The following is a 22,404-nucleotide window of genomic DNA, read 5'->3' on the forward strand; positions in this document are numbered from 1 at the left end:
AAACGTCCGTACTATGACGTCCCTTAACGGACGATCCGTATAGGGGTGCATCGATGCCTCTGACGCTGCGCGAGCTGCTGTCCTTCGAGGTGCTGCGGGAGGCCCGGCCGGAGGTCCTCGCCGGGGAGGGCGCGCTCGACCGGGTGGTCCGATGGGTGCACTCCAGCGAGATCTACGAGATCGGCCCCCTGCTCACGGGCGGCGAGCTGCTGCTGACGACCGGGCTCGGCCTGGCCGGCACGGACGCGGGAGCGCGGCGGCACTACCTGCGGGAGATCGCCGCCAGGGGCGTGGCCGGGGTCGCCCTCGAACTCGGCCGCACGTTCCCCGAGACGCCGCGCGAGCTGGTGGAGGAGGCCCGCAGGCAGGAGCTGCCGTTCATCGCCCTGCACGCGGTCGTCCCGTTCATCCGGATCACCGAGCACGTCAACACGCTGATCGTCGACTACGCGAGCCGGCGGCTGCGGGTGGGCGACTCGGCCACCCGCGCACTCAACGAGGCGCTCATCGCCGGCGCCGGGGTCGCCGGGGTGCTGGCGACCGGAGCCGAGGTCGTGGGGGCACCGCTGATGCTGCTGTCCGCCAGCGGCGCGCTGGTCGCCGCCCACGGCGTGGGCAGCGACCGGGACGCCTGGCGCGCGGCTGAGCGTGCGGTCTGCGAGTCACCGGTCACCCTCCACGGCCATCCCTGGGGGCGGCTGGTGGCCGGCCCCGGTTCGGCGCTGCCCGCCGACGACCTGGCGATCGCGCTGGAGCGCACGGCCGTCGCCCTCGCCCTCGCCATGCTCAGGACGGGCAGTCCGCCGAGCGAGCGCGACCGCCAGGCGTCCGCGCTGCTGCGGGACCTCATCGAGGGCACGGCCGAGGCCGACCCCGGCGTACGGGCGGTCATGGCGGGCCTGCCCACCGGGCCCGCCCACCTGCTGGTGGGCGTGGCCGTGGACGCCCTGGAGACGGCGGCCGCGCTCGCCGTACTCGACCGGGCCGCGCACATCCTGCACACGACCGCCCTGCGCGGGCGGGTGGGCCGGCTGGTGCTCGGCACCCTCGCGGTGCCGGTGGCCGTGGCGGACGCCGCCGGTGCGGCCGCCCAGGCGCTGGAGGAGGCGCTGCGGCGGCTGCACACCCCCCAGCTCAGAGTCGCCGTGGGGCACGCCGCGACCGGCCTGGCCGAGCTGGGCGGTTCGCTGCGGGACGCACGGGCCGCGCTCGGGCTGCGGCGGGACGCCCGGCTCGTCACCACCCGCGCGCTCGCCCTCGAGCTGGAGCTCACCCGCCACGCCGACACCGGGCACGCCGCCGAGCTCGTACGGCGGACCATCGGCCCGCTGGTGGACTGGGACACGGCCCACCGGACCGACCTCGTCGGCACGCTGGAGGTCTTCCTGCTGCACGGGTGCAGCGCGACCCGTGCGGCCGCCGCGCTGCACCTCGGCCGGCAGACGTTCTACCAGCGGCTGCAGCGCATCGAGACGCTGCTGGGCCACCCGGTGACCGACCCCGGCGCGCACGCGGCCCTGCTGCTCGCCACCGCCGCCCACCGGGTCGCACGCCGCTGAAATCAGGCGATCCAGGCCGTGCGGACGCTCGGCGAGGCCCGGCGGCTACTCGCCGCCGCGGAGGTCGGCGAGCAGGCCGGGCAGGTCGTCGGGCTTGACCAGCACTTCTCGGGCCTTGGACCCCTCGCTCGGGCCGACCACGTTGCGGCTCTCCAGCAGGTCCATCAGCCGTCCGGCCTTGGCGAAGCCCACGCGCAGCTTGCGCTGGAGCATCGACGTGGAGCCGAACTGGGTCGACACGATCAGCTCGGCGGCCTGGATCAGCAGGTCGAGGTCGTCGCCGATCTCCTCGTCGATCTCCCGCTTCGCGGTGGCGGGCGCGGCGACGTCCTCCCGATATTCGGCCTGCATCTGGGCCTTGCAGTGGCCGACGACCTCCGCGATCTCCTTCTCGGAGATGAAGGCGTTCTGCAGCCGCATCGGCTTGCTCGCGCCCATCGGCAGGAACAGCGCGTCGCCCTGCCCGACCAGCTTCTCCGCCCCCGGCTGGTCGAGGATGACCCGCGAGTCGGCGAGCGAGGAGGTCGCGAACGCCAGCCGCGAGGGCACGTTCGCCTTGATCAGGCCGGTCACGACGTCGACGGACGGCCGCTGGGTGGCGATGACCAGGTGGATGCCGGCGGCCCGGGCGAGCTGCGTGATGCGGACGATCGAGTCCTCCACGTCGCGCGGCGCGACCATCATCAGGTCGGCCAGCTCGTCCACGATCACCAGCAGATATGGGTACGGCTGGTAGACGCGCTCGCTGCCCGGGGGCGGCACCAGCTTGCCCGCGCGCACGGCCTTGTTGAAATCGTCCACGTGCCGGAAGCCGCTGGCCGCCAGGTCGTCGTAGCGCCGGTCCATCTCGCCCACCACCCACTCCAGGGCCTCGGCGGCCTTCTTCGGGTTGGTGATGATGGGCGTGATCAGGTGCGGGATGCCCTCGTACGAGCTGAGCTCCACCCGCTTGGGGTCGACGAGCACCATGCGGACCTCGTCGGGCGTGGCCCGCATCAGGATCGAGGAGATCAGGCCGTTGATGCAGGTCGACTTGCCCGCGCCGGTGGCGCCGGCGATGAGGATGTGCGGCATCTTGGCCAGGTTGGCCACGATCGTGCGGCCCTCGACGTCCTTGCCCAGCCCGACGATCATCGGGTGGTGGTCGGCCTGGGCCACCTGCGAGCGCAGCACGTCGCCGAGCGACACGAGGTCCTTGTCGACGTTGGGGATCTCCACGCCGATCGCCGACTTGCCGGGGATGGGAGACAGGATCCGGACGTCGGCCGACTTGACGGCGTAGGCGATGTTCTTGGTGAGCGCGGTGACCTTCTCGACCTTGACGGCCGGGCCGAGCTCGATCTCATACCGGGTCACCGTCGGGCCCCGGGTGAAGCCGACGACCTGCGCGTCGATCGCGAACTGCTCCATCACGCTGGTCAGCGCGTTCACGACCGTCCGGTTGGCCTTGGTCTCCTGTTTGGGCGCGCTGCCCGGCCGCAGCATCGCCAGGTCCGGCAGCGTGTAGGGCCCCTCCTGGCTCGACAGGACGAGCTGCTCCACCTTGCGCGGCGCGGGGGTCGGCAGCGGGGGCTGGGGCGCCGGCTTGGGCGTCTCCGGCTCGGCCGGCTCCACGATGTCGTCCACGAGGCCGGGGACGATCTCCGGCGAATGGTCCTTCTCCGCCAGCACCGGCGTGTCGTACGGCTTGACGGTGTCGCCGCCCTCGGGCACGTCGCGCCCGCCGCCCGGCTGCTTGCGCGTGCGCTTCCTCGGCGGCGCGGGGGCCCTGCGGGGCTCCCCGTTCTCGTCCGGCCGCTGGAAGAGCATGTGCTGGATCTCGGCGAGCCGCTCGGGGATGCGGTGGATCGGCGTGGCGGTGATCACCAGCAGGCCGAAGCCGGACAGCATCAGCAGCAGCGGGATCGTGATGAACGCCGGCAGGATGCTCGACGGCGGAGCCGAGACGATGAACCCGATCATGCCGCCCGCCGCCGACACGTTGTCCATGCCGTCGTCTGGACCCCCGGAGGGGTACGGCGTGCCGTGGGCGACGTGCACGATCCCGAGGATCCCGGCCAGCAGCGCGGTCCAGCCGATGCCCATCCTGCCGGTCTCGGAGTTCTGGTCGGGGTGGCGCAGCAGCCGCCAGGCGAGCAGCGCGAGCAGCACCGGCGCCGCCCAGGCGAGCGAGCCCACCGTCCCGCGCACCACGGCGTCGACGAACGCGGCGAACCCCGTCTTGGTGTCCCGCCAGGTCAGGGCGGCGAGCACGATGGCGCCTGCGAGCACCGCCAGCCCCTGCCCGTCGCGGCGGTGCGCGGGATCGAGGTCGCGGGCGCCCTGTCCGAGTGCCCGGGCCGCCGCCCCCACGCCGTTCGCCAGCAGCATCCACATGCCGATGACGAGCTTGCCGATCACGAGGAAGAACCAGCTGACCGGATCCTGGCCGGTGGCGACGGGCCGTTTGGGCGCGGATCTGGGGGCCGGCCTGCCTCGGGAACCCGACGGGGATCGCTTGGTGGAAGCCGTACGGGATCCGGAGCGCGACGCGGGGCGCTTGCCGGACCCCTGTCCGGACGTACGGGTGGCCATGATGCCGAAGTTACCCCGGATGCGGGCGATTGCCGGGGCGGCGCGCCGGGAGGCCACCCGATGAAGCGCCGCCCGGCCGAGCGCGCCGCACACGACAGCGGCCCGCGAAGCACCGCCCGGCCGAGCGCGCTCCACGGGACACCGGCCGGCGAAACGCCGTCCGGCCGAGCGCGTCCTACGAGGCGCCGCCCTCTGGGGCGCTGGAGGGCCCGCGCCGCCCGTCGAGGAGCGCGCTCACCCGCCTGCGGCCGTCCTCATTGGCCGGCACCTGCAGCACCAGCAGGAGATCGGGGTGCTCCGCCGGCCGCAGCTGGAACATCTCCAGGTCGAGCCGCCCGATCTCGGGGTGATCGATGGCGACCGTCGCGGGCCTGAAGCGGCGGACCGGGTAGTCCGCCCACCACTCCCGGAACTCCGGGCTGACCTCGCTCAGCGCCGTCACCAGCGCGGTGAAGGCGGGGTCGCCCTGCCGGTGTCCCATCGCGGCGCGGAACTGGCTGATCAGGGCGCGGGCGGCGCGTTCCCAGTGGACCATCCGGGCGCGGTTGCCGGGGTCGGTGAACATCATCCACAGCAGGTTCCGCCGGTCCGGCGGGAGCGTCAGCGGATCGTGGCGGAGCAGGGTGTAGGGGGTGTTCCAGGCCAGGTAGTCGAAGCGCGCGTCGTACACGCAGGCGGCGTTCGGAGCGGCGGCGTCCACCAGGCGCCGCAACCGGTCCCGGGGCCGCTCCCCCTCTCCTGACGGCGTGTCCGGCGGGGCCAGCCCGGCCAGATGGCGCAGGTGCCGGTGTTCGTCGGGATCGAGCAGCAGCGCACGGGCCAGCGCGTCGATCACCTGCGCCGACGCCGAGATGTCCCGTCCCTGTTCCAGGTAGGTGTACCAGGTGACGCCGACGCCCGAGAGCTCGGCGATCTCCTCACGGCGCAGGCCGGGGGTGCGGCGCAGGGCCGGATCGCCTTCCGGCAGGCCGACGTCGGACGGGCGCAGGCGGGCCCGCCGGGCGCGGAGGAACGCACCGAGCTCTGCCCTGCGGCTCGACGTCCTGGAGCGGCGGTCGGGTCCATGACTGGCAGCACGAGTGCCAGGACCGCCGGACGCCGCCTCGTTATCGTGACGCCCATGATCCCTCACACCGCGAGTCTGCCATGGAGGCATACGCCATGAGCGATCCCGTACTGGTCGTCGGAGCCACGGGCCGGCAGGGCGGCGCCGCCGCGCGCCGGTTGCTCGCCCGGGGCCGGAACGTACGCGCCCTGGTGCGCGACCCGGGCGGTTCCGCCGCCAAGGCGCTGGAGGAGTCGGGGGCGGAACTCCTCGTCGGCGACCTCGACGACGAGGAGTCGCTGCGCCGCGCGATGCGGGGCGTGGACGGGGTCTTCCTGGCGCTGACCATGATGCAGGGCCCGACGATCACCGTCGAAGGCGCCGCCGCCGAGGAGCGGCGGGGCCTGACGGTGGCCCGGCTGGCCGCGGAGATCGGCACGGGACACCTCGTGTACAGCTCGGTCCCCGGCACGGACCACCAGTCCGGAATCCCCCACATCGAGAGCAAGGCGCGGATCGAGCGTGAGATCCACGAGCTCGGGCTGCCGGCGACCATCCTGCGCCCGGTCTCCTTCATGGAGAACTTCAGCACCTACAACCGGCCGAGCCTGGAGGACGGCACGCTGGTCGTACGGCTCCCCATGGATCCCGGGACGCCGATGCAGCTGATCAGCGTCGAGGACATCGGGGTGTTCGCCGCCCTCGCCTTCGAGCGCCCCGGCCAGTACCTCGGCCGCACCGTCGATCTGGGCGCCGACGAGCCCACCCCGTCGGAGATCGCCGCCACGTTCGGCCGGGTGTGCGGCCTGCCGGCCCGCTTCGAACGGACGCCGATCGAGCACGTGCGCGCGTTCGACCCGTGGGTGGCCCGGATGTTCGAGTTCTTCGAGGAGCACCCCGCACAGGTCGATCTGCCTGCCCTGCGCGCCGAGCACCCCGGATTGATGACCCTGGAGACGTGGCTGCGCGCCACCGGCTGGAAAGCGTGAGGTGCGAGGACATGACCGATGGACTGTTACTTCCGCCGGGAGGCGGCGACTCGATCCAGGCGATGACGCTGAAGGTCGGCGCGGAGCAGGCGGCGGCGTGGTCGGTCTTCGAGGCCGTGGTCGCCCCGGGTTTCGACGTCGGGGCGCACCTGCATCACGAGGCGGAGGAGATGTTCTACGTCATCGACGGCGAGCTCGACCTCCTCGCCTTCCATCCGGCGGACTCCGAGACGGGCTCCGACTGGCGTTCCTGGCGGTCGGAGGCCGGCGCCGAGGTGCTGCGGGGCGGGCCCGGGAGCTTCATGCACGTGCCGGCCGGATGCCCCCACGCGTTCTTCAACCCCGGCAGTGAACCGGCCCGGATGCTGTTCATCGTGACCCCCGCGGGTCACGAGACCTACCTGCGGGAGCTCACCGGGATGCTGGCCTCGGGACCGCCGGACCCGGCCGAGATCACGGCGCTGCGCGCCCGGCACGACATCCACCAGCTGACCCCGCTCACGAACCGCGCCTGACCACGCTCGCCCCCGGCGCGCGGTGGCGCACCAGCCTCGCGGCGAACCCCCGTACGCGTGGTCCGTGCCTGCGGACCCACGCCCTCACCCACACGGCCTGGTAGGCGACCACGACCCCCAGCGTCAGCAGGGCGTCGGCGGCGTCGACCAGGCCGTCGTGATGCAGCAGCACGCCGAGGGACCTGGCGATCAGCGCGACCGTGAACGGGACGGAGATCAGGAGGAAGACCCCGAGGCAGAGCCCCGTCCCGGCGACGAGGAGCACGCTGTAGAACCGGACGAACCGGCGCTGCCGCGGGTCCAACCCGGTGAGCGGCTCCGCGGTGGGCCTCCGTACGGCGCGGCGAAGCAGGTGCAGCAGGAAGGCGGCGGCGTCGGCGTAGAGGTTGCGGCAGCGCGCCAGGTCCTGGAGCAGGAAGTAGAGGTCGGTGCGCATGAAGACGAAGAACTGCAACGCCAGCCCCGTCATCTCGGTGAGCGCGATGACCGACAGCAGCGTGTTCGTGCCGGACAGCGCCATCGTCAGCAGGCAGGCGGCGAGCACGCTCGCGTCCACCGCCATCCCCGCGAGATAGACGGTCAGGCGGACCCGCCGCTCGGCGAGCCAGACGCCGGAGACGTCGGTCTGCGCGGCCAGGAACTGAAGGCGCGTGTCGATCCGGATGCGGCCGGGGACGCCCGCGGCCCGCGCGGTGAGGAGGTGGGCGAGCTCGTGGAGTGAGACGAGCACGGCCACCACGGCGATCTCGCTCAGCAGGACCACCGTGCCGTGGTCGCTCCAGAGCAGGGCATGCCACCGGGGAACGACGCCGGGCCGCAGCACCGCCGCGACGACCCCGCCGAGCACGAGCAGGCCCAGCAGGCAGTGCAGCAGGGGGCTCAGCGTCCACCGCACCATTTCCCGCGTTATCCAGGGAAGCGACGGCGCCGGGGCGCCGGTGTCGGCGAAGACCCGGTCGCCGATCGAGGCCACCATCCCCACGGCCGCCAGGTCGTCCACGAATCCGGACACGTCGAGCTCCACCCCGAGCTCGGCTCTCAGCTCCTCGCGCGCCGCGCGGATCGTCCGCCCGCTGCCGAGCAGTTCGATCGCCCGTTTGCCGGCGTAGGGCACCTCGATGCAGACGCCCGTGTCGACGCGGCCGACGATCCATCCGTCCTCGTCCTCGCGGAACCCGAGAGGACGCAGCCGGACGTGCGTCATCGCGCTTGCGCGTCCGTCCGGGGCGGCGGAAGCGGGACGACCCGCTTCTCCACGTAGGCCGGCAGGTCTTCGCCCCGCTCGTACAGCGAGGAGACGACCGACGTCCATGCGGCGACGGCGTCGGCGTCGTCTATCCGGCGGGCGCCGGCACACGCGCCGCGGTCGTCGTAGCGCACGTGGTACATGTGCCTGCCGGGAAAGACGACGAGCTCCGGGAGGGGACCGTCCGCCTCGAGGCCCGCCAGCTCACCGGCGTCCAGAACCCTGCCGCGCTCCCCCAGGCGCGCGCGCAGCGCGAGCAGGTGCAGCTCCCACTGCAGATATGCGGTGAGCGGCGTCTCGACGATCCGCAGGCGGCGCAGCTCCCCCCGGGCCGGAAGGTCCGCGGCGATGGTCTCCCGCGCCTCTTCCAGCAGTTCGAGCGAGCGGTGCCAGTCTCCCGCGCGCATGGCCTTCCAGCTCGGGTTCTCCCCTTCGTCGAACGTCTGGGCGCGCTCCAGCTTCCAGATCACACCGTCGACGTCGTGGAAGACCTCAAGGAAGTCCGCCGCGTACTCCCGCATGGGCAGCATCGTGCCCGGCACGGCCTCGGGCCGGGGTATTTTCATGCCTCACCGTCATTCGTATTTCGCATGACGATGGTCCGGACGGCGACTCGGAAATCGACCATCCGGACCATCACCGGTCAGCTATTCGAGTTTCCGCTGTACGACTGCGTCGTCTCGATCTTGTCGAGCAGCCGGAACGAAATCTTTCCGGCCGCGTCCTCGGTCTCGGCGGAATCCTGCACCGCCGGCTCCTGTCGCTCCATTTCCACCCCCTTTCGTCGCGACAACTCACGACACTAAGCCGGGGCATTTCAGGCGTCAACCGCTGATTTCCGTTCCCTTTTCCCCCGCACCGCGCAGCCGGCGCATTCCGGCGACGCCGCATAGTGCGTGTACACATGCTGTTCGGGGGCGATCAGATTTATCCCGGTGACATGACTGCGCAGCGTCGCCGGAATTCCGGTCACCATCGAGATCACGGCCTGCGCGGTGAGGTGTCCGGAAATGCCGGCGGACGGCGCCAGCACTCCCGGCCCGCCGAGGTCGACGTGGACCCCCGGCTCCAGCGACGCCTCGATCGCGGCGGTGAGGCATTCGTAGCAGGGCCCGCCGGCGGCGAAGACCCCCACGCTGACGAGGGGACCCCGATAGCCGCCGACCGCCCACGGCACCCCGGCCATCAGGCATGCCCGGTTGGCCCAGATCCGGATGCTGTCCTGGCCGCGAGGTTCGTCGGCGCACAGGGCGAGCACGTCGAACCCGGCCAGCAGCGCGGACACGTCCGCCCTGCTCTCGACGGCGCGGGTCTCCCCGGTCACGCGCACACCCGAGTTGATCGCCGTGAGGCGTTCGACCACCACGTCGGCCTTCGGTCTCCCGATGTCGGCCTCGGTGAACAGCGCCTGCCTGGTGAGGTTGGACACCTCGACCACGTCGCAGTCGACGCAGTGGATCCTGCCGACCCCCGCGGCGGCCAGCGCCCAGGCGGCGTGGCTGCCGGTGCCCCCGAGCCCCAGGACCAGCACGCGTGCGCGCTTCAGCGCGACCTGCGCCTCCCATCCATGGGCCCGGGGCACGAGATCCACCCAGCGGAAGAACGCCTTGTTCCGCGAATATCGCTCCGTCTCGGCCGCGCTGAGGTCACCCGGCGGCGGGGCCGCCGCGTCCTCCAGGTAGCCCGATCGCAGCAGCAGGTCCACCACGCCAGCGGCGTCCACCCGCTTCATGCCGGGAAACAGATGGCACAAATGATCGGCGACGTCGGCGGGCGCGCGGGTCCCGTCCATCGCCGACAACGCGGCCCACGCGTGACCATGCGGATCCGATATCTCCGCGGCGATTCCATAAATGGAGCCGCCGATGCGAATCCTGTCGCGCCCGATCCTGTACGGCCGGTGCTCGGCCTTCACTTTCGGCAGGCGCAAGCCGACCTCCATCGGCCCGAGGAGACGATCACGACACCGGGAACTTATCAGCGCGAATTGCCGCCGGTCAATGTCTATTCGCGAATACGCCGAAGACCGGGAAGAATACGGTGCGGAACGGCCCGCCGATCCGGCCGGCCCCAAAATAATCGCCACGCCCGGACGAATTCTAGATTTCTTCTATATGCGGGCGCCCCGCACGCATGTGCGTGCGGGGCGCCGCCGACGTGTCAGAAGGCGCGGCGCTGCCGCATGGCGGAGCGCTCGATGCGCTCACGTGCCTCCAGCAGGCAGGAGGCGATCTCCTTCTCCCGCTCGGGCGTGAGGCGCGGGATCGGCACCGAGCAGCTGATGGCGTCGCGCGGCGGGTCGCTGATGTGCAGCGCGACGCCGAAGCAGCGCAGCCCCTCGGTGTTCTCCTCACGGTCCACCGCGTAGCCCTGCTTGCGCACCCGGTGGAGGTCGACCAGCAGCTCGTCGGCGTCCACGATCGTGTTGGCCGTCAGCGCGGGCAGCTCGGCGGGCAGCAGCGCGCGGACCTCGTCGTCGTCGCGGCTCGCCAGGATGGCCTTGCCGAGCGACGTGGTGCTCGCCGGCAGACGGCGGCCCACCCGCGAGAACGGCCGCAGGTAGTGCCGCGAGGCGCGGGTGGCGAGATACACGATGTCGAAATGGTCGAGACGGGCGAGGTGCACCGTCTCGCCGGTGACCTCGGCCAGCCAGTCCAGCGCGTCGTGCGCGAGCTGCACCACCGGGTCGCCGTCGATGTACGTCGCCCCGACCAGCAGAGCCCGCATGCCGATCCGGTAGAGCGTGCCGGTGACGTCGGTCTCGATCCAGCCGAGGTCGACCAGCGTGCGCAGCAGGGCGTGCAGGCTGCTCTTGGGGTAGCCCAGCTTGCCCTGTAGGTCGGTGAGGCTGTGCAGTCCGGGATACTGCGCGAAGAAGTCGAGCAGCTCGACCGTCCGGAGTGCCGACTTCACGTGCGGCACGGGTTCCGCCATGTGTACCTCCCTGACCCGCCTGTTCCGCCTCCTATTGTGAGCCGGTTCCCCAGGAGGCGACCGTACGGGAGGCGATGTAGTCCATATCCAGATCATCCCCTAGTCCGGGAGTGTCCGGCATCCGCACCTTTCCGCCGGAGAGCGGGTCGACGATCGACCGCAGGTGCGGGGCGGGCGTGTCGTAGTCCGAGTGCGGGTGCAGCAGTCCCCGTTCGTACCACTGCCCGCAGAGGGTGGCGCCGATCACGGCGAGCGCGCCGGAGCCGTTGCCGTGGATCTCGCAGTCCATGCCGAACGACTCGGCCAGGTGAACGGCCTTGATCGCCGGGATGATGCCGCCGGAGCCGACCACGCCGACCCTGAGGATGTCGCAGGCCCCCGCGGCCACCCACTCCGCCCGCGCCATGTGCTTGCCCCAGGAGGTCTCCGGCCCGAGGATCGGCGTCCTGAGCTGGTCGGCGAGCCATCGGTACGACTGCACCGACGCCTCCTCCATCGGCTCCTCGTACCACGCGAAGTTCAGCTCGTCCAAGGCCCGGCCGAGGGTCAGCGCCTCGGAGCGGGAGTACCAGTGGTTGCTGTCGAGCATGAGCGCGACGTCCGGGCCGACCGCCTCCCGGACCGCGGCGCACGCCTCGATGTCGCGGTCCACGCCGTACGGCATGGGCGGCATCCAGGTGTGCAGCTTGATCCCGCGGTAGCCGCGGGAGACGAGCTCCTTGGCGAAGGCGGCGTAGTCGTCGGGGGTGGCCAGGCCGCCGGGGATGTCGTCGCCGCACATCGTGCTCGCGTAGGCGGGCACCTCGGAGCGGGCTCCGCCGAGGAGCTTCCAGACCGGCAGGCCGAGCTTGCGCCCGGCGAGGTCCCACAGTGCCTGGTCGACCGCGCTGAGCGCCCGGTCGGACAGGTTGCCCTGGGCGCCCCGTTGCCGGCGGGCGACGCGGTGCCACAGCCGTTCGCGGTCGAGGCTGTCCTGACCGATCAGCGCCGGGCCGATGTGGCCCGTGATCACCGCCTCCCTGACGGTGTCGGGCGCCGCCAGGCAGTATCCGGTCGCGCCGTCGCTGTCGGTGACGGCCAGCAGCGCCTCCCGCACCTCGCGGGGCGGGCCGGGGTGCCGGTGGCCGTGGCCGTCCACCACGGACTTGGTGACCGTGGCGAAGACCGTGACGATGACGCGTTCGACGACCGCCATGACCTCTTCCTCTCTGTCGGTGTGGAGGGGCCGGAGGGCCGGTGCGCGGTCAGGTACGCACCGGCCCGGTCCCGGGACGCGGCGGCGATCGTCAGCCGCCGGTCGCCTTCTTCCATTCGGCCTGGGCGTCGGTCAGCTTCTGCGCCAGGGTGTCGAGGAACTCCTGGGGCTTCATCTGGCCGAGCAGCACCTTCTGGAAGAGCGGCTCGGTGTCGGCCTTGGTGATGGAGGAGAACTGCGGCAGGTAGTAGGGCGGCGACACGACCTGGGTGTTCGGGTCGCTCAGCGTGTCGACGGCCGTCTTCAGGTGCTCCAGGCCCTGCACCCAGGAGTCGCCCTGCGCCTCGGTGTTGGCCGGGATCTGGCCCGTCTGCTCGTTCCAGTAGCTGTTGCCGTCGTGGGAGACCAGGAACTCCACGAACTTCCAGGCGGCGTCCTTGTGCTCGCTGTTCTTGAACACCGCGAAGCCGTCCACGGGGTTGGCGACGATGGTCCGCTTGCCGCCGGGACCGGTCGGCAGCGCGAAGGCGCCGATCTTGTCCTTGCCGTGCGCCTTGACGTGGTCGTTGTACGAGCCCAGGTTGTGGTGCATCATCGCGATCTTCCCCGTGCCGAACTGGGCGACCATCTTCGGGAAGTCGTTGGTGACGTCGGCCTCGGGGGTGTCCTTCTTGTACAGCCCGGCCATCTTCGTGAGGAACTCGGCGTTCTTCGGGTCGTTCACCGTGCTCTTGCCCGAGGCGTCGAAGAACTCGGTCACGCCCGAGTAGGAGTACATCTCGGCCAGGATCTGGAAGATCGAGCCGGCCCCGCCGCGGATGGTGTAGCCGTACTCGTCGGGCTTCTTGGTCAGCTCGTCGGCGTCCTTGAAGAACTCGTCCCAGGTGTCCGGCGCCTGCTGGAGCTTGTCCTTGAGGTACCACACCACGTCCATGTTGGAGGTGTTGGGCACCAGGTAGAGCTTGCCGTCCGGCACGGTCTTGCGGACCGAGTCGAGCATCGACGTGGCCAGCTTGCCGTTCACCGAGCTCTTGGCCAGCCACTCGTCCGCCGGCTCCAGCGCCTGCTGGCCGGTCAGGTTGGCCAGGTACGACGTGGTGACGCCGCCGACGTCGGGGGTGTCCCCGCCCGCGATGGCGGTGTCGTACTTCTGCTGGACGGAGGCGATCGGGACGCCGACGTACTCGACGTGGATCGAGGGGTTGGCCGCCTCGAACCGCTTGATCAGCTCCTGATAGATCGGGGTGCGGGCGCCCCCGTTGTTGTCCCAGAACGTGATGGTCGTCTTGCCGGAGCCCTCGCCGGAACCCGAGTCCGACCCACATCCGGTAACGGTGACGGCCAGAACGGCGAGCGCCGCCCAGGCCACTTTCATCTTCATGGTTCCTCCTGCTTACGACAGGCTGCTCTCGACAGTTCTCTGGGGGTGCTATCCCTTGACCGTCTCTGGGGGTGCTATCCCTTGACCGCGCCGGCGCTGATGCCGTGCACGAGATAGCGCTGGACCACTGCGAACACGCAGACCACCGGCAGGGCGGCGACGACGCCCCCGGCCGCCAGGGCCCCGAAGTCGGCGCTGTACTCCCCGATCGTGTAGCTGAGCCCGACCGGGATCGTGAAGCTGTCCTGCTTGCTGACGAACATCAGCGCGAACAGGAAGTTGTTCCACGTGTGGATGAAGGCGAACGACCCCACGGCGATCAGGCCGGGCCGCAGCTGCGGCAGCACGATCGCGAGGAAGCCGCGGAACCGGGTGCAGCCGTCGACCATCGCGGCCTCCTCGACCGTGAACGGCACGGCCGAGATGAACCCGCTCATCAGGATGATCGACAAGGGCAGGTTGAAGACGGTGTCGGCGACGATGAGGCTGGCCAGGCTGTTGATCAGGCCGAGCGACTTGAAGATCGAGAACAGCGGGATCAGCATCATCGCGCCGGGGATGAACTGGGTGCACAGCAGCACGACCATGAACAGGCTCCGGCCGCGGAACCGGTAGCGCGACAGGGCGTAGCCGCCCATGACCGCGATGACCGTGGTGACCAGCAGCGACCAGACCCCGACGATCACGCTGTTCTTGAAGAACACCGCGTAGCCGATGTCGTTCCAGACGGTCTCGAAGTGCTCGAACGTGATCGGCCACGGCACCGGGTCGGTCGAACCGGCCGGCCGGAGGGCGAACACGAGCATCCAGTAGAACGGCACGAGGGTGAAGACCAGATACAGCCCGAGAGGGACGTAGAGCCGCAGCACACGGCCGGGATCGCGTCTCCTCCGCCGGCGGGCCCCCTGGGGCAACGCTCGCGTGCGCGGGCGGGTCATGACGTCGGCGCTCATCGCGAAACCCCTCGCCTCTTCATCGTTCCCCGCCGAACCGGCTGAGCCGGAGGTAGAGGATGGAGCAGAACAGCAGGATCACGAAGCCCGCCATCGTCAGCGCCGAGCCGTACCCGAAGTCCTTGGAGTCGACCGCCCGCTGGGCGACGTACAGCGGCAGCGTGGTCGTGACCTGCGCCGGGCCGCCGCCGGTGAGGGTGTAGAGGAGGTCGACGTTGTTGAACTCCCAGACCCCGCGCAGCAGCGTGGCCAGCACGATCGCGTCCCGCAGGTGCGGCAGCGTGACGTGGAGGAAGCGCCTGACGCGCCCGGCGCCGTCCACCGCCGCCGCCTCGTAGAGCTCGCCGGGGATGCCCTGCAGGCCGGCGAGCAGGAGGATCGCGAAGAACGGCACGCCGCGCCACAACTCGGTCACCACCACGGCGGGGAAGACCGTGTCGGGGTTGCCGAGGACCGCCGCCTCGGGCTGCCCGAGGAAGCGCAGCACGCCGGTGCTCGGCGTGTAGAGCAGGATCCAGATGCCCGTCGTCAGCACTCCGGAGACTGCCCAGGGCGAGAAGACCAGCGACCGGGCGAGCCCCCGTCCGATGAAACTTTCATTGACGATGAGGGCCAGGGCCAGCCCGAGGATCAGCTGGAGGCCGATCTCGGCGACCACCCATTTGGCGGTGAACCCGAGGCTGTGCCAGAAGACCTCGTCCTCGAACAGCATCTGCCGGAAGTTGCCGAGCCCGGCGAAGCCGTCCGCCCATGGCCGGGTGAGGTTGCGGTGCTGCAGGCTGTAGTACGCGACGCTGGCGATCGGGTAGACGAGAAACGCGGCGATGAGCGCGACCGTCGGCGAGATCAGCAGGTACGGCACGGCCTTGCGGCGCATCGTCGTCACCGGCGCATCTCCTCTGCGACTCTTGCCGGAACCACAGCCAAGACATATTCCTGAACGTGGTTCACAAACGTGGACGGATCCACGGTGATGTTCGGGCCGCATCCCTGTCAAGGATCCGTGCCTTATTCGAAACATTCGCTCTCTTCGGGGTGCGCGTCTTGACCGCGCGCCGCCGCGCGCCGTACGGTCCCGGTGTTCACGAATATGAATCACGTTCAGATGGATGACGGAGGAAGCCGGTGACAATCGACGGCCTGCTGTTCTTCCCGGTCACGCCCTGCGACGAGGAGGAGCGGCTCGACCTCGAGGTGTTCCGCCGGCACGTGCGGCAGGGTGTCGAGGCGGGATGCGGAGCGGTGTTCGCCTGCTGTGGCACCGGCGAGTTCCCCACGCTCAGCCTGCGCGACTACGCCGCCTGCGTGGCCGCGGCCGTCGAGGAGGCGGCCGGGCGCGTCCCGGTGGTCGCCGGCACCGGCTACGGCACCGCGATGGCCCTGGAGTTCGCCAGGGCGGCCGAGGACGGCGGGGCGTCGGCCCTGCTCGCGCTGCCGCCCTACCTCCTGCAGGCGGGCCAGGACGGCCTGCGCCGCCACTACGAGGCGCTCGCCGACGGCGCCCGGCTGCCGATCATCCTCTACCAGCGGGACAACGCGATCTTCGAGCCGGAGACGGTCGCGGCGCTCGCGCGGCACCCGGGCGTCATCGGGCTCAAGGACGGCTACGGCGACCTCGGCCTCCTGCGCCGGATCATCGAGGCCGCCCCGCCGGAAATGCTCTACTTCAACGGCCTGCCGACGGCGGAGCTGTCCCAGCTCGCGTACCGGGACCTCGGAGTGGTCCGCTACTCCTCCGCCGTCTTCTGTTTCCTCCCCGACCTCGCGCTCGCCTGCTACCGGGCGATGCGGGACGGCCGCGACGACGTCGCGAACCGTCTGATCGAGGGCTTCTACCGTCCCCTGGTCGACCTCCGCAACGAGGGCCCGGGGTACGCCGTCTCGCTCATCAAGGCGGGCGTTCGCCTGCGTGGTCTGGACGTGGGACCCGTCCGCCGGCCGCTGTCCGATCCCAGCCCCGAGCACCTCGACAGGCTCGCCGGGCTGATCGGCCGCGGCCTCGCCCTTCTCGAAGAACTGGAGCGGTCGCCCGATCCGGCCTGAGCGCCGGCGACACGTACGACTCGTCTCGGGGGAGCGACCGCGGAACGGAGACAGTCATGCCCGGAAGATCCCTACTCCTGTCGGCCGCCCTCGCGATCACGGCCGCCGTCCCCGTGCTGGGAGCGGGCCCCGCCGGAGCGGTCACCCCGCCCGCCGGGAAGCCGGCCGACATCGGGCGGCAGACGCTGCCCTCGGGCGACGGCTGGGCCTCGTCCGGCACGGGCACCACCGGCGGCGCGGCGGCCCCCGCGTCGAACGTCCACGTGGTCACCGACCGCGCGGGCCTGGCCGCGGCGCTCGCCTCCCCCGGCCCCCGCATCATCTATGTCAAGGGCGTCATCGACGTCGACAAGACCTGCGCCGACTTCGCCACCGGCGGCTACACCCTGGCCGGCTACCTCGCGGCGTACGACCCGGCGGTGTGGGGACGCGACACCGAGCCGTCCGGGCCCATGGAGGACGCGCTGGCCGCCTCCGCCGCTGCGCAGACGAAGTACATCAAGCTCAAGGTGCCGTCCGACACCACCATCGCAGGCCTGCCGGGAGCGACCATCCGGCACGTCAACCTGCACGTGGACAAGGCCGACAACGTCATCATCCGCAACATCCGTTTCGAGGACGCGGCCGACTGCTTCCCCCAGTGGGACCCCACCGACGGCGACGAGGGCAACTGGAACTCGCTCTACGACAACATCTCGGTCACCGGCTCGACCCACGTCTGGATCGACCACAACACCTTCACCGATGGGGACAACCCCGACTCCGACCAGCCGCTCTACTTCGGGCGGCCGTACCAGGTGCACGACGGGCAGGCCGACATCACCAACGGCTCCGACTTCGTGACCGTGTCGTGGAACAAGTTCTCCGACCACGACAAGACCATGCTGATCGGCTCGACCAACAACCCCGCGACCGACCGGGGCAAGCTCAGCGTCACCGTGCACCACAACGAGTTCTCCGGAAACCTGCAGCGGCTGCCCCGCGTGCGGTTCGGCAAGGTGCACGTCTACAACAACTACTACCAGGTGCCCGACGCCGAGCCCTTCGAGTACGCGCTGGGCGTGGGCGTGGAGTCGCAGATCTACGCCGAGAACAACTACTTCCGGCTGAGCCGGAGCGTCGACCCGGCCGACCTGCTCTACAACTGGGGCGGCACGACGCTGACGGCCAAGGGCAACCTGCTGCGGGTCGGCGGCAAGGAGACGCCGATCGACCTGGTCTCCGTCTACAACGCGAAGAACGACCCCGACCTCGGCGCCGACGCGGGCTGGACGCCGGCCCTGCACACGGGGATCGACCCCGCAGCGAGCGTGCGCAGGGAGGTCTCCCGGCACGCCGGGGCCGGCGAGATCCACTGACGGCCGGCGGCGCGCGACCCCTGTACGCGACTGTGCGTGCCAGGCGCGCGGCCCCTGTGCGCGCGCACAGGGGCCGCGTGCAGAAGCCGCGTGCAGAAGCCGCGTGCAGAGGCGGTGTGCGGAGGCGGTGTGCGGAGGCGGTGTGCGGAGGCGGTGTGCGGAGGCGGTGTGCGGAGGCGGTGTGCGGAGGAGCCGCGCGCACCCTCGTCAGGGCGGGCCGAGGCGGGACAGCGGCAGCCCGAGCTGGAGATACAGCTCAAGCTGGTCGAAGAAGATCTGCTGGTCGACGATCAGGCCGTCCTGCACGGTGAAGAACCAGCCGCACCGCACGCTGACGTACCGCCAGGAGCCGTGGAGCTCCTCACCCGTGGTGAGCGGGAAGGGCCCGGTGTGCCTGCCGGTCCCCACCGTGGTGACCGCCGCGACGTCGCCCTCCACGACCTTCCGCAACACCGTGACGTGCAGGTCGGGGAACGCGCTCCAGATCGCGGTGTGGTAGGACGCCACCTCCGAACGGCCCTCCACCGGGCCGCCCGGCCCCACCGCGACGGGCTTGAGGCAGAAGCACCCCATGACCTCGTCCAGGTCGTGGGCGTTGTACGCACTGAAGTATCGGTCAACCACGTCGGCCACGGCGAGACCCCCGATGCTCGCACCTGGTTGTCCAGGCTATCGAGACGCCGGCCCTTCACCTCGGGCGGGCGTCCGGAGCGAGCAGGCGGGCCAGCACCTCCTCCAGCCGGCGTCCCGGCCGCCCGCCGCGGGGGCTCTGCTTCGACCGCCAGGCGACGAAACCGTCGGGCCTGACGAGGGTCGCGCCGGTCCTCGTGATGCCGTACGCCTCGCAGAACCGGCCTTCGGAATCACGCAGATCGACGCCGATCCGGTGGACGTCCAGCCCGGCGCGGCCCGGGGCCTCCGCGGCCCACTCCGCGCCGTCCGGGCCGATCAACAGGGTGAACGCTCCGGTGAACAGGTCGAGCGTGGACAGCCTGGTCCCCGCGCGCTCCAGCCATACGTGCGGCGCCCGCAGGCCCGGACGCCCGCCGGGCGCCCGCGGGTCCTCGGCCGGCGCCTCGGGCGCGGGCGTCTCCGGGATGATCGCCGGGGAGTCGTAGCGGTACCCGAGGATCATGGTCAGGTCGTCGATCGCGGTGACGTCCTCGCCGGTGCCTTCGTGGCGACCGGCGAGGTGCCGCGTCGCGGTCTCCAGCGTCAGCAGCGCGACCGGCCGGCGCTCGGTCTCGTAGGTGTCCAGCAGCGCGTCTCCCGCCCGGCCGCCGATCACCGCGGCGAGTTTCCACGCCAGGTTGTGCGCGTCGGCGATGCCGGTGTTCGCGCCGTACGACCCGGACGGCGGCACGACGTGGGCGGCGTCACCGGCGATGAACACCCGCCCGGCCCGGTATCGGTGGGCGACCCACCCGCCGACCGTACTGTGGGAGACCTCCCACGGCCATCCCGGCACCGGGGGCACGAGCGTGAGGTCGAGGTCTTCCACCCCGGTCGCGAGGCGGGCCAGCTCGGCGCAGCGCCCCTCGGAGAAGTCGCCGGGGGTCTCGCCCGGCCGGTAGGGCACGCCGAGCATCCACCGCCCGGGGGTCCGCAGCGGCACGAGCACGGTGCCGGTGACCGGCCGGTCGAGGTAGGCCAGCAGGAACCGGCGTTCCCGCAGCACGGCGGTGAGGTCGGCGTCGAAGACGAAGTACGCCACGTGGGTCACCGGTCCCGGCTGGTCCGCGCCGATGCCGAGCCGGCCGCGCACGCCGGCGCGGTGACCGTCGGCGGCGACCAGATAATCGGCGCGGACGCATCGGTCGGCGCCGGTGCGCAGGTCGCGGACGACGGCCGTCACACCGTCGTCGTCGGCGTCGAAGGAGACCAGCTCGGTGCCGAAGCGGATGTCCGCGCCGCCGCTCTCGGCATGGCAGCGCACGATCCGTTCGAGCTCGTCCTGGTCGATCATCGCCCAGTCGGCCGGGCCGACCGATGACGGCGGCCGGACATGCGCGAGCAGGTCCACGCGGAAGCGCTCCCGGCCGGCCAGCGTGTCCGCGCCGATCATCTCCGGAAGGCCGGCGAGGATCGACTGCCGCCCGCGGATCTCCTCCTCCAGCCCGAGCGAGCGGTAGATCTCCATCGAGCGCGGGTTGAACGCCCGCGCCTGCGGTGTGATCGCCGTCGACGGATGCCGTTCGACCAGCATCGGGCGGACCCCGAGGCGGGTGAGGAAGAGCGCGGCGGACAGGCCGGTGATGCCTCCTCCCACGATGAGAACGGCGGTCCTGTCGTCGTACGGCGTGGTCATGGGTGCGTCCTCCCGTTCGGAACCTGTCGCACCCATAATCAACCGTCTATAAAATTGTGTCAATCAGATGGTTGATTGTGTTGAATGGATGGATGACACTGTCAGCGCTACGATCGGATCATGTCCACGCCGAAGCCCCGCAGATCGCCCAAGCCCCAGGAACGGCAGCGCGACCCGGAGCGCACCCGCGGGCTCATCCTGGACGCGGCCACGGCCGAGTTCGCCGCGCACGGCTACGCGGGCGCCCGGCTCAGCGCGATCGCCACCAGGGCCGGCGTCAACCAGCAGCTGATCTCGTACTACTTCGACGGCAAGGAGGGCCTCTATCGGGCCCTCGGGGAACGCTGGCGGCAGCGTCAGGGCGAGCTCGTGTCGCCCGCCACGCCGCTGCCCGAGCAGATCCGCAGGTACGCGCTGGAGGCGCTGGACAACCCGGACGGTGTCCGGTTGCTGGCGTGGAGCGGCCTGGAGTACGCGGGGCCGCACACCGATCCCGACCAGGCGCCGCGTTCCGAGGCGCTGCGGGGCTACGTGGACGAGGTCCGCGCCCGGCAGGCGGCGGGCCGGCTGCCGGACGAGGTCGATCCGGCCTGTCTGAGCATCATGCTGATGGCCGCCGCCATGGCCCCCGTCACCCTGCCACACGTCGTCGAGGGCGTCTGCGGAGCCGATCCCCACTCCCCCGAGTTCGTCCGGCACTACGCCGAGCAGGTCTCCCTGGTCGCCCGGCTCCTCGGGCTCGGCCCCGAACGGCACCCCGAAGACCGGTCGGAACAGCGACCCGAAGACCGGTCGGAACAGCACAAGGAACAGCGGGCCGAATAACAGTCCGCGCCGCTCCCCCGGAACGGGAGCGGCGCGGTAGCGAACACGCGGCGACGAGCGCGGTGGTGTCAGACGCGCAGGCGGCCGTCCACGCGTTGCGGCACGCCGAGGGGGTTGTCGTCGCGCAGCTCCGGCGGCAGCAGATCCGCCGGCCAGTCCTGGTAGGCCACGGGGGTGGTCCAGCGGCTGATCGAGGCCGCGCCGACGGAGGTGTGCGCCGGGGCAGTGGAGGCGGGCCAGGGGCCGCCGTGGTGCATCGCCCAGCAGACGGCGACGCCCGTGGGCCAGCCGTTCCAGATGAGCCGCCCCGCCAGGCGCCGCAGCACCGGCACGAGATCGCGGGCCTCCTCCGGCCCGGCCGCGTGGATGGTCGCGGTCAGCGACCCGGGCAGCCGGCGCAGCACGGCGGGCAGGTCGGCGGCGTCGCGATAGCGGATCACGATCGCCGACGGGCCGAAGCACTCCTCCGCCAGCTCGGGCAGCCCGTCCGCGAACGCCTCCAGGTCGGCGGCGAAGACCTGTGGGGTGATGCCGTCCACCTCGCTTCCGCCGGCCAGCACGGGGAGCCGCTCGGCCAGCCGGCCGGACGCCCGCAGGTAGCCCTCGCGGATCTTGCCGGTCAGCATGGGCCCGCCGCTGGTCGCGCCGACCGCCTCGGCGATGGCCTCCTCGAACCCGCCCTCGGCCGGTACGAAGACCAGGCCGGGGTTGGTGCAGAACTGTCCCACCCCCAGCGTGAGCGAGGCCGCGAACCCGGAGGCCACCTCGGCGGGGCCGGCCGACGGCAACACGACGACCGGGTTGACGCTGCCCAGCTCGCCGTAGAACGGGATGGGGTCGGGCCGCTCGTCGATCAGCCGCTGGATGGCCGTGCCGCCCGCGAGGGAGCCGGTGAAGCCGACCGCCGTGACGAGCGGGTGCTGCACCAGCGGAGCCCCCGCCTCGAACCCGTGCACGAGCCCGAGCAGGTCGGGGTCGGGCAGGGCCTGCCGTACGACGGAGGCGGTCAGGTCGGAGGTGCGGGGATGCCCCTCGTGGGCCTTGACCACGACCGGGCAGCCGGCCGCGAGCGCCGACGCCGTGTCGCCGCCCGCCACCGAGAACGCGAAGGGGAAGTTGCTGGCCGCGAAGACGGCCACGACGCCGAGCGGGTGGTTCATCCGCCGCAGGTCGGGCCGGGGCGGGGTGGCGCCGGGGTCGGGGTGGTCGATCACCGCCTCGACCCAGCCGCCGTCCCGCAGAACGTCGGCGAACAGCCGGAACTGCGCGGCCGTACGGGCGATCTCGCCGCGCAGCCGCGCCTCCGGCAGCCGGGTCTCCTCCGCGGCGGCAGGCCACAGCTCCTCGGCGTGCTTGAGCAGGGCGTCGGCGACACTTTCGAGCACGGTGGCTCGCTCGGCCGGGGGCGTCGCCCGCCACGCCTCGCCCGCCGTCGCGGCTCGCTCGACCGCCGCCTGTACGGAATCGATCACCTGATCG

The 22,404-nt window shown here is 71.4% G+C and carries 20 protein-coding genes; 6 read left to right on the forward strand and 14 right to left on the reverse strand.

The window, feature by feature from the left end:
* The first annotated feature begins 53 nt into the window (after nt 1-53).
* Nucleotides 54-1,559 carry a PucR family transcriptional regulator gene (locus HCK04_RS25185; RefSeq protein WP_142649873.1) on the forward strand — a complete coding sequence of 502 codons (1,506 nt, stop codon included), beginning with the start codon at nt 54-56 and terminating at the stop codon, nt 1,557-1,559.
* A 45-nt stretch (nt 1,560-1,604) separates the two neighbouring features.
* Here HCK04_RS25185 and HCK04_RS25190 read toward each other — a convergent pair whose 3' ends face one another.
* Nucleotides 1,605-4,133 (reverse strand): DNA translocase FtsK, encoded by a 2,529-nt coding sequence (locus HCK04_RS25190; RefSeq protein ID WP_142649874.1) that lies wholly within the window; start codon nt 4,131-4,133, stop codon nt 1,605-1,607.
* A gap of 175 nt (nt 4,134-4,308) precedes the next feature.
* Entirely contained in the window at nt 4,309-5,265 is a 957-nt protein-coding gene (locus HCK04_RS25195; protein WP_205830690.1) for a helix-turn-helix transcriptional regulator, read from the reverse strand.
* Between the two features lie 29 nt (nt 5,266-5,294).
* Between HCK04_RS25195 and HCK04_RS25200 the strand changes: the two genes are divergently transcribed.
* Both HCK04_RS25200 and HCK04_RS25205 read left to right on the forward strand, forming a co-directional pair.
* A complete protein-coding gene (locus HCK04_RS25200) occupies nt 5,295-6,167 on the forward strand; it encodes an NmrA/HSCARG family protein (protein ID WP_240971802.1) in 873 nt (290 codons plus the stop codon).
* Between the two features lie 11 nt (nt 6,168-6,178).
* Nucleotides 6,179-6,682: a cupin domain-containing protein gene (locus tag HCK04_RS25205; protein ID WP_142649877.1), complete on the forward strand. Its 504-nt coding sequence runs from the start codon at nt 6,179-6,181 to the stop codon at nt 6,680-6,682.
* Here the strand turns inward: HCK04_RS25205 and HCK04_RS25210 are convergent.
* The 9 genes from HCK04_RS25210 to HCK04_RS25245 form a co-directional block, all read right to left on the reverse strand.
* Nucleotides 6,666-7,886: a hypothetical protein gene (locus tag HCK04_RS25210; RefSeq protein ID WP_142649878.1), complete on the reverse strand. Its 1,221-nt coding sequence runs from the start codon at nt 7,884-7,886 to the stop codon at nt 6,666-6,668. The genes HCK04_RS25205 and HCK04_RS25210 overlap by 17 nt on opposite strands.
* A complete protein-coding gene (locus HCK04_RS25215; protein ID WP_142649879.1) occupies nt 7,883-8,494 on the reverse strand; it encodes a DUF6879 family protein in 612 nt (203 codons plus the stop codon). The genes HCK04_RS25210 and HCK04_RS25215 overlap by 4 nt, the downstream gene beginning before the upstream one ends.
* 77 nt (nt 8,495-8,571) lie before the next feature.
* Nucleotides 8,572-8,697 carry a hypothetical protein gene (locus HCK04_RS43755; RefSeq protein WP_260617399.1) on the reverse strand — a complete coding sequence of 42 codons (126 nt, stop codon included), beginning with the start codon at nt 8,695-8,697 and terminating at the stop codon, nt 8,572-8,574.
* Between the two features lie 48 nt (nt 8,698-8,745).
* Complete coding sequence (locus HCK04_RS25220; protein ID WP_142649880.1) at nt 8,746-9,858, reverse strand: ThiF family adenylyltransferase; 1,113 nt, start codon at nt 9,856-9,858, stop codon at nt 8,746-8,748.
* A gap of 230 nt (nt 9,859-10,088) precedes the next feature.
* Nucleotides 10,089-10,862, reverse strand: coding sequence for an IclR family transcriptional regulator (locus HCK04_RS25225; RefSeq protein ID WP_142649881.1), 774 nt, complete (start codon nt 10,860-10,862; stop codon nt 10,089-10,091).
* Between the two features lie 31 nt (nt 10,863-10,893).
* Complete coding sequence (locus tag HCK04_RS25230) at nt 10,894-12,057, reverse strand: enolase C-terminal domain-like protein (protein WP_142649882.1); 1,164 nt, start codon at nt 12,055-12,057, stop codon at nt 10,894-10,896.
* A 91-nt stretch (nt 12,058-12,148) separates the two neighbouring features.
* Nucleotides 12,149-13,438: a sugar ABC transporter substrate-binding protein gene (locus tag HCK04_RS25235; protein ID WP_142649883.1), complete on the reverse strand. Its 1,290-nt coding sequence runs from the start codon at nt 13,436-13,438 to the stop codon at nt 12,149-12,151.
* Nucleotides 13,439-13,512: 74 nt separating this feature from the next.
* Nucleotides 13,513-14,391 (reverse strand): carbohydrate ABC transporter permease, encoded by an 879-nt coding sequence (locus tag HCK04_RS25240; protein WP_142649884.1) that lies wholly within the window; start codon nt 14,389-14,391, stop codon nt 13,513-13,515.
* Nucleotides 14,392-14,410: 19 nt separating this feature from the next.
* Nucleotides 14,411-15,268, reverse strand: coding sequence for a sugar ABC transporter permease (locus HCK04_RS25245; protein ID WP_142649963.1), 858 nt, complete (start codon nt 15,266-15,268; stop codon nt 14,411-14,413).
* A 248-nt stretch (nt 15,269-15,516) separates the two neighbouring features.
* Here HCK04_RS25245 and HCK04_RS25250 point away from each other — a divergent pair, with 248 nt between their 5' ends.
* Nucleotides 15,517-16,434 (forward strand): 5-dehydro-4-deoxyglucarate dehydratase, encoded by a 918-nt coding sequence (locus tag HCK04_RS25250; protein ID WP_142649885.1) that lies wholly within the window; start codon nt 15,517-15,519, stop codon nt 16,432-16,434.
* Nucleotides 16,435-16,490: 56 nt separating this feature from the next.
* Nucleotides 16,491-17,792: a pectate lyase gene (locus tag HCK04_RS25255; RefSeq protein ID WP_142649886.1), complete on the forward strand. Its 1,302-nt coding sequence runs from the start codon at nt 16,491-16,493 to the stop codon at nt 17,790-17,792.
* 207 nt (nt 17,793-17,999) lie between these two features.
* On the opposite strand, the gene HCK04_RS25260 is transcribed toward HCK04_RS25255, so the two are convergent.
* Nucleotides 18,000-18,425 carry a nuclear transport factor 2 family protein gene (locus tag HCK04_RS25260; RefSeq protein ID WP_168066247.1) on the reverse strand — a complete coding sequence of 142 codons (426 nt, stop codon included), beginning with the start codon at nt 18,423-18,425 and terminating at the stop codon, nt 18,000-18,002.
* A gap of 55 nt (nt 18,426-18,480) precedes the next feature.
* The gene (locus HCK04_RS25265) at nt 18,481-20,100 is read right to left on the reverse strand and encodes an FAD-dependent monooxygenase (protein ID WP_142649888.1); all 1,620 of its coding nucleotides are present in this window, start codon (nt 20,098-20,100) and stop codon (nt 18,481-18,483) included.
* Nucleotides 20,101-20,220: 120 nt separating this feature from the next.
* On the opposite strand from HCK04_RS25265, the gene HCK04_RS25270 reads away from it, so the two are divergent.
* Nucleotides 20,221-20,925, forward strand: a complete 705-nt coding sequence (locus HCK04_RS25270) for a TetR/AcrR family transcriptional regulator (RefSeq protein ID WP_142649889.1) — start codon at nt 20,221-20,223, stop codon at nt 20,923-20,925.
* A 68-nt stretch (nt 20,926-20,993) separates the two neighbouring features.
* On the opposite strand, the gene HCK04_RS25275 is transcribed toward HCK04_RS25270, so the two are convergent.
* Nucleotides 20,994-22,397 carry an aldehyde dehydrogenase (NADP(+)) gene (locus HCK04_RS25275; protein ID WP_312845768.1) on the reverse strand — a complete coding sequence of 468 codons (1,404 nt, stop codon included), beginning with the start codon at nt 22,395-22,397 and terminating at the stop codon, nt 20,994-20,996.
* Nucleotides 22,398-22,404 lie beyond the last annotated feature (7 nt).

The organism is Microbispora sp. CL1-1 (genome assembly GCF_012034195.1).
GTDB lineage: Bacteria > Actinomycetota > Actinomycetes > Streptosporangiales > Streptosporangiaceae > Microbispora.

Bases quoted from the DNA above. Each gene is read 5' to 3' on its own strand.
- HCK04_RS25255 (WP_142649886.1), top strand. From the start codon at position 16,491: ATGCCCGGAAGATCCCTACTCCTGTCGGCCGCCCTCGCGATCACGGCC.
- HCK04_RS25190 (WP_142649874.1), bottom strand. From the start codon at position 4,133: ATGGCCACCCGTACGTCCGGACAGGGGTCCGGCAAGCGCCCCGCGTCG.
- HCK04_RS25270 (WP_142649889.1), top strand. From the start codon at position 20,221: ATGTCCACGCCGAAGCCCCGCAGATCGCCCAAGCCCCAGGAACGGCAG.
- HCK04_RS25240 (WP_142649884.1), bottom strand. From the start codon at position 14,391: ATGAGCGCCGACGTCATGACCCGCCCGCGCACGCGAGCGTTGCCCCAG.
- HCK04_RS25265 (WP_142649888.1), bottom strand. From the start codon at position 20,100: ATGACCACGCCGTACGACGACAGGACCGCCGTTCTCATCGTGGGAGGA.
- HCK04_RS25205 (WP_142649877.1), top strand. From the start codon at position 6,179: ATGACCGATGGACTGTTACTTCCGCCGGGAGGCGGCGACTCGATCCAG.
- HCK04_RS25225 (WP_142649881.1), bottom strand. From the start codon at position 10,862: ATGGCGGAACCCGTGCCGCACGTGAAGTCGGCACTCCGGACGGTCGAG.
- HCK04_RS25215 (WP_142649879.1), bottom strand. From the start codon at position 8,494: ATGAAAATACCCCGGCCCGAGGCCGTGCCGGGCACGATGCTGCCCATG.
- HCK04_RS43755 (WP_260617399.1), bottom strand. From the start codon at position 8,697: ATGGAGCGACAGGAGCCGGCGGTGCAGGATTCCGCCGAGACCGAGGAC.
- HCK04_RS25185 (WP_142649873.1), top strand. From the start codon at position 54: ATGCCTCTGACGCTGCGCGAGCTGCTGTCCTTCGAGGTGCTGCGGGAG.
- HCK04_RS25230 (WP_142649882.1), bottom strand. From the start codon at position 12,057: ATGGCGGTCGTCGAACGCGTCATCGTCACGGTCTTCGCCACGGTCACC.
- HCK04_RS25235 (WP_142649883.1), bottom strand. From the start codon at position 13,438: ATGAAGATGAAAGTGGCCTGGGCGGCGCTCGCCGTTCTGGCCGTCACC.
- HCK04_RS25245 (WP_142649963.1), bottom strand. From the start codon at position 15,268: ATGCGCCGCAAGGCCGTGCCGTACCTGCTGATCTCGCCGACGGTCGCG.
- HCK04_RS25210 (WP_142649878.1), bottom strand. From the start codon at position 7,886: ATGACGCACGTCCGGCTGCGTCCTCTCGGGTTCCGCGAGGACGAGGAC.
- HCK04_RS25200 (WP_240971802.1), top strand. From the start codon at position 5,295: ATGAGCGATCCCGTACTGGTCGTCGGAGCCACGGGCCGGCAGGGCGGC.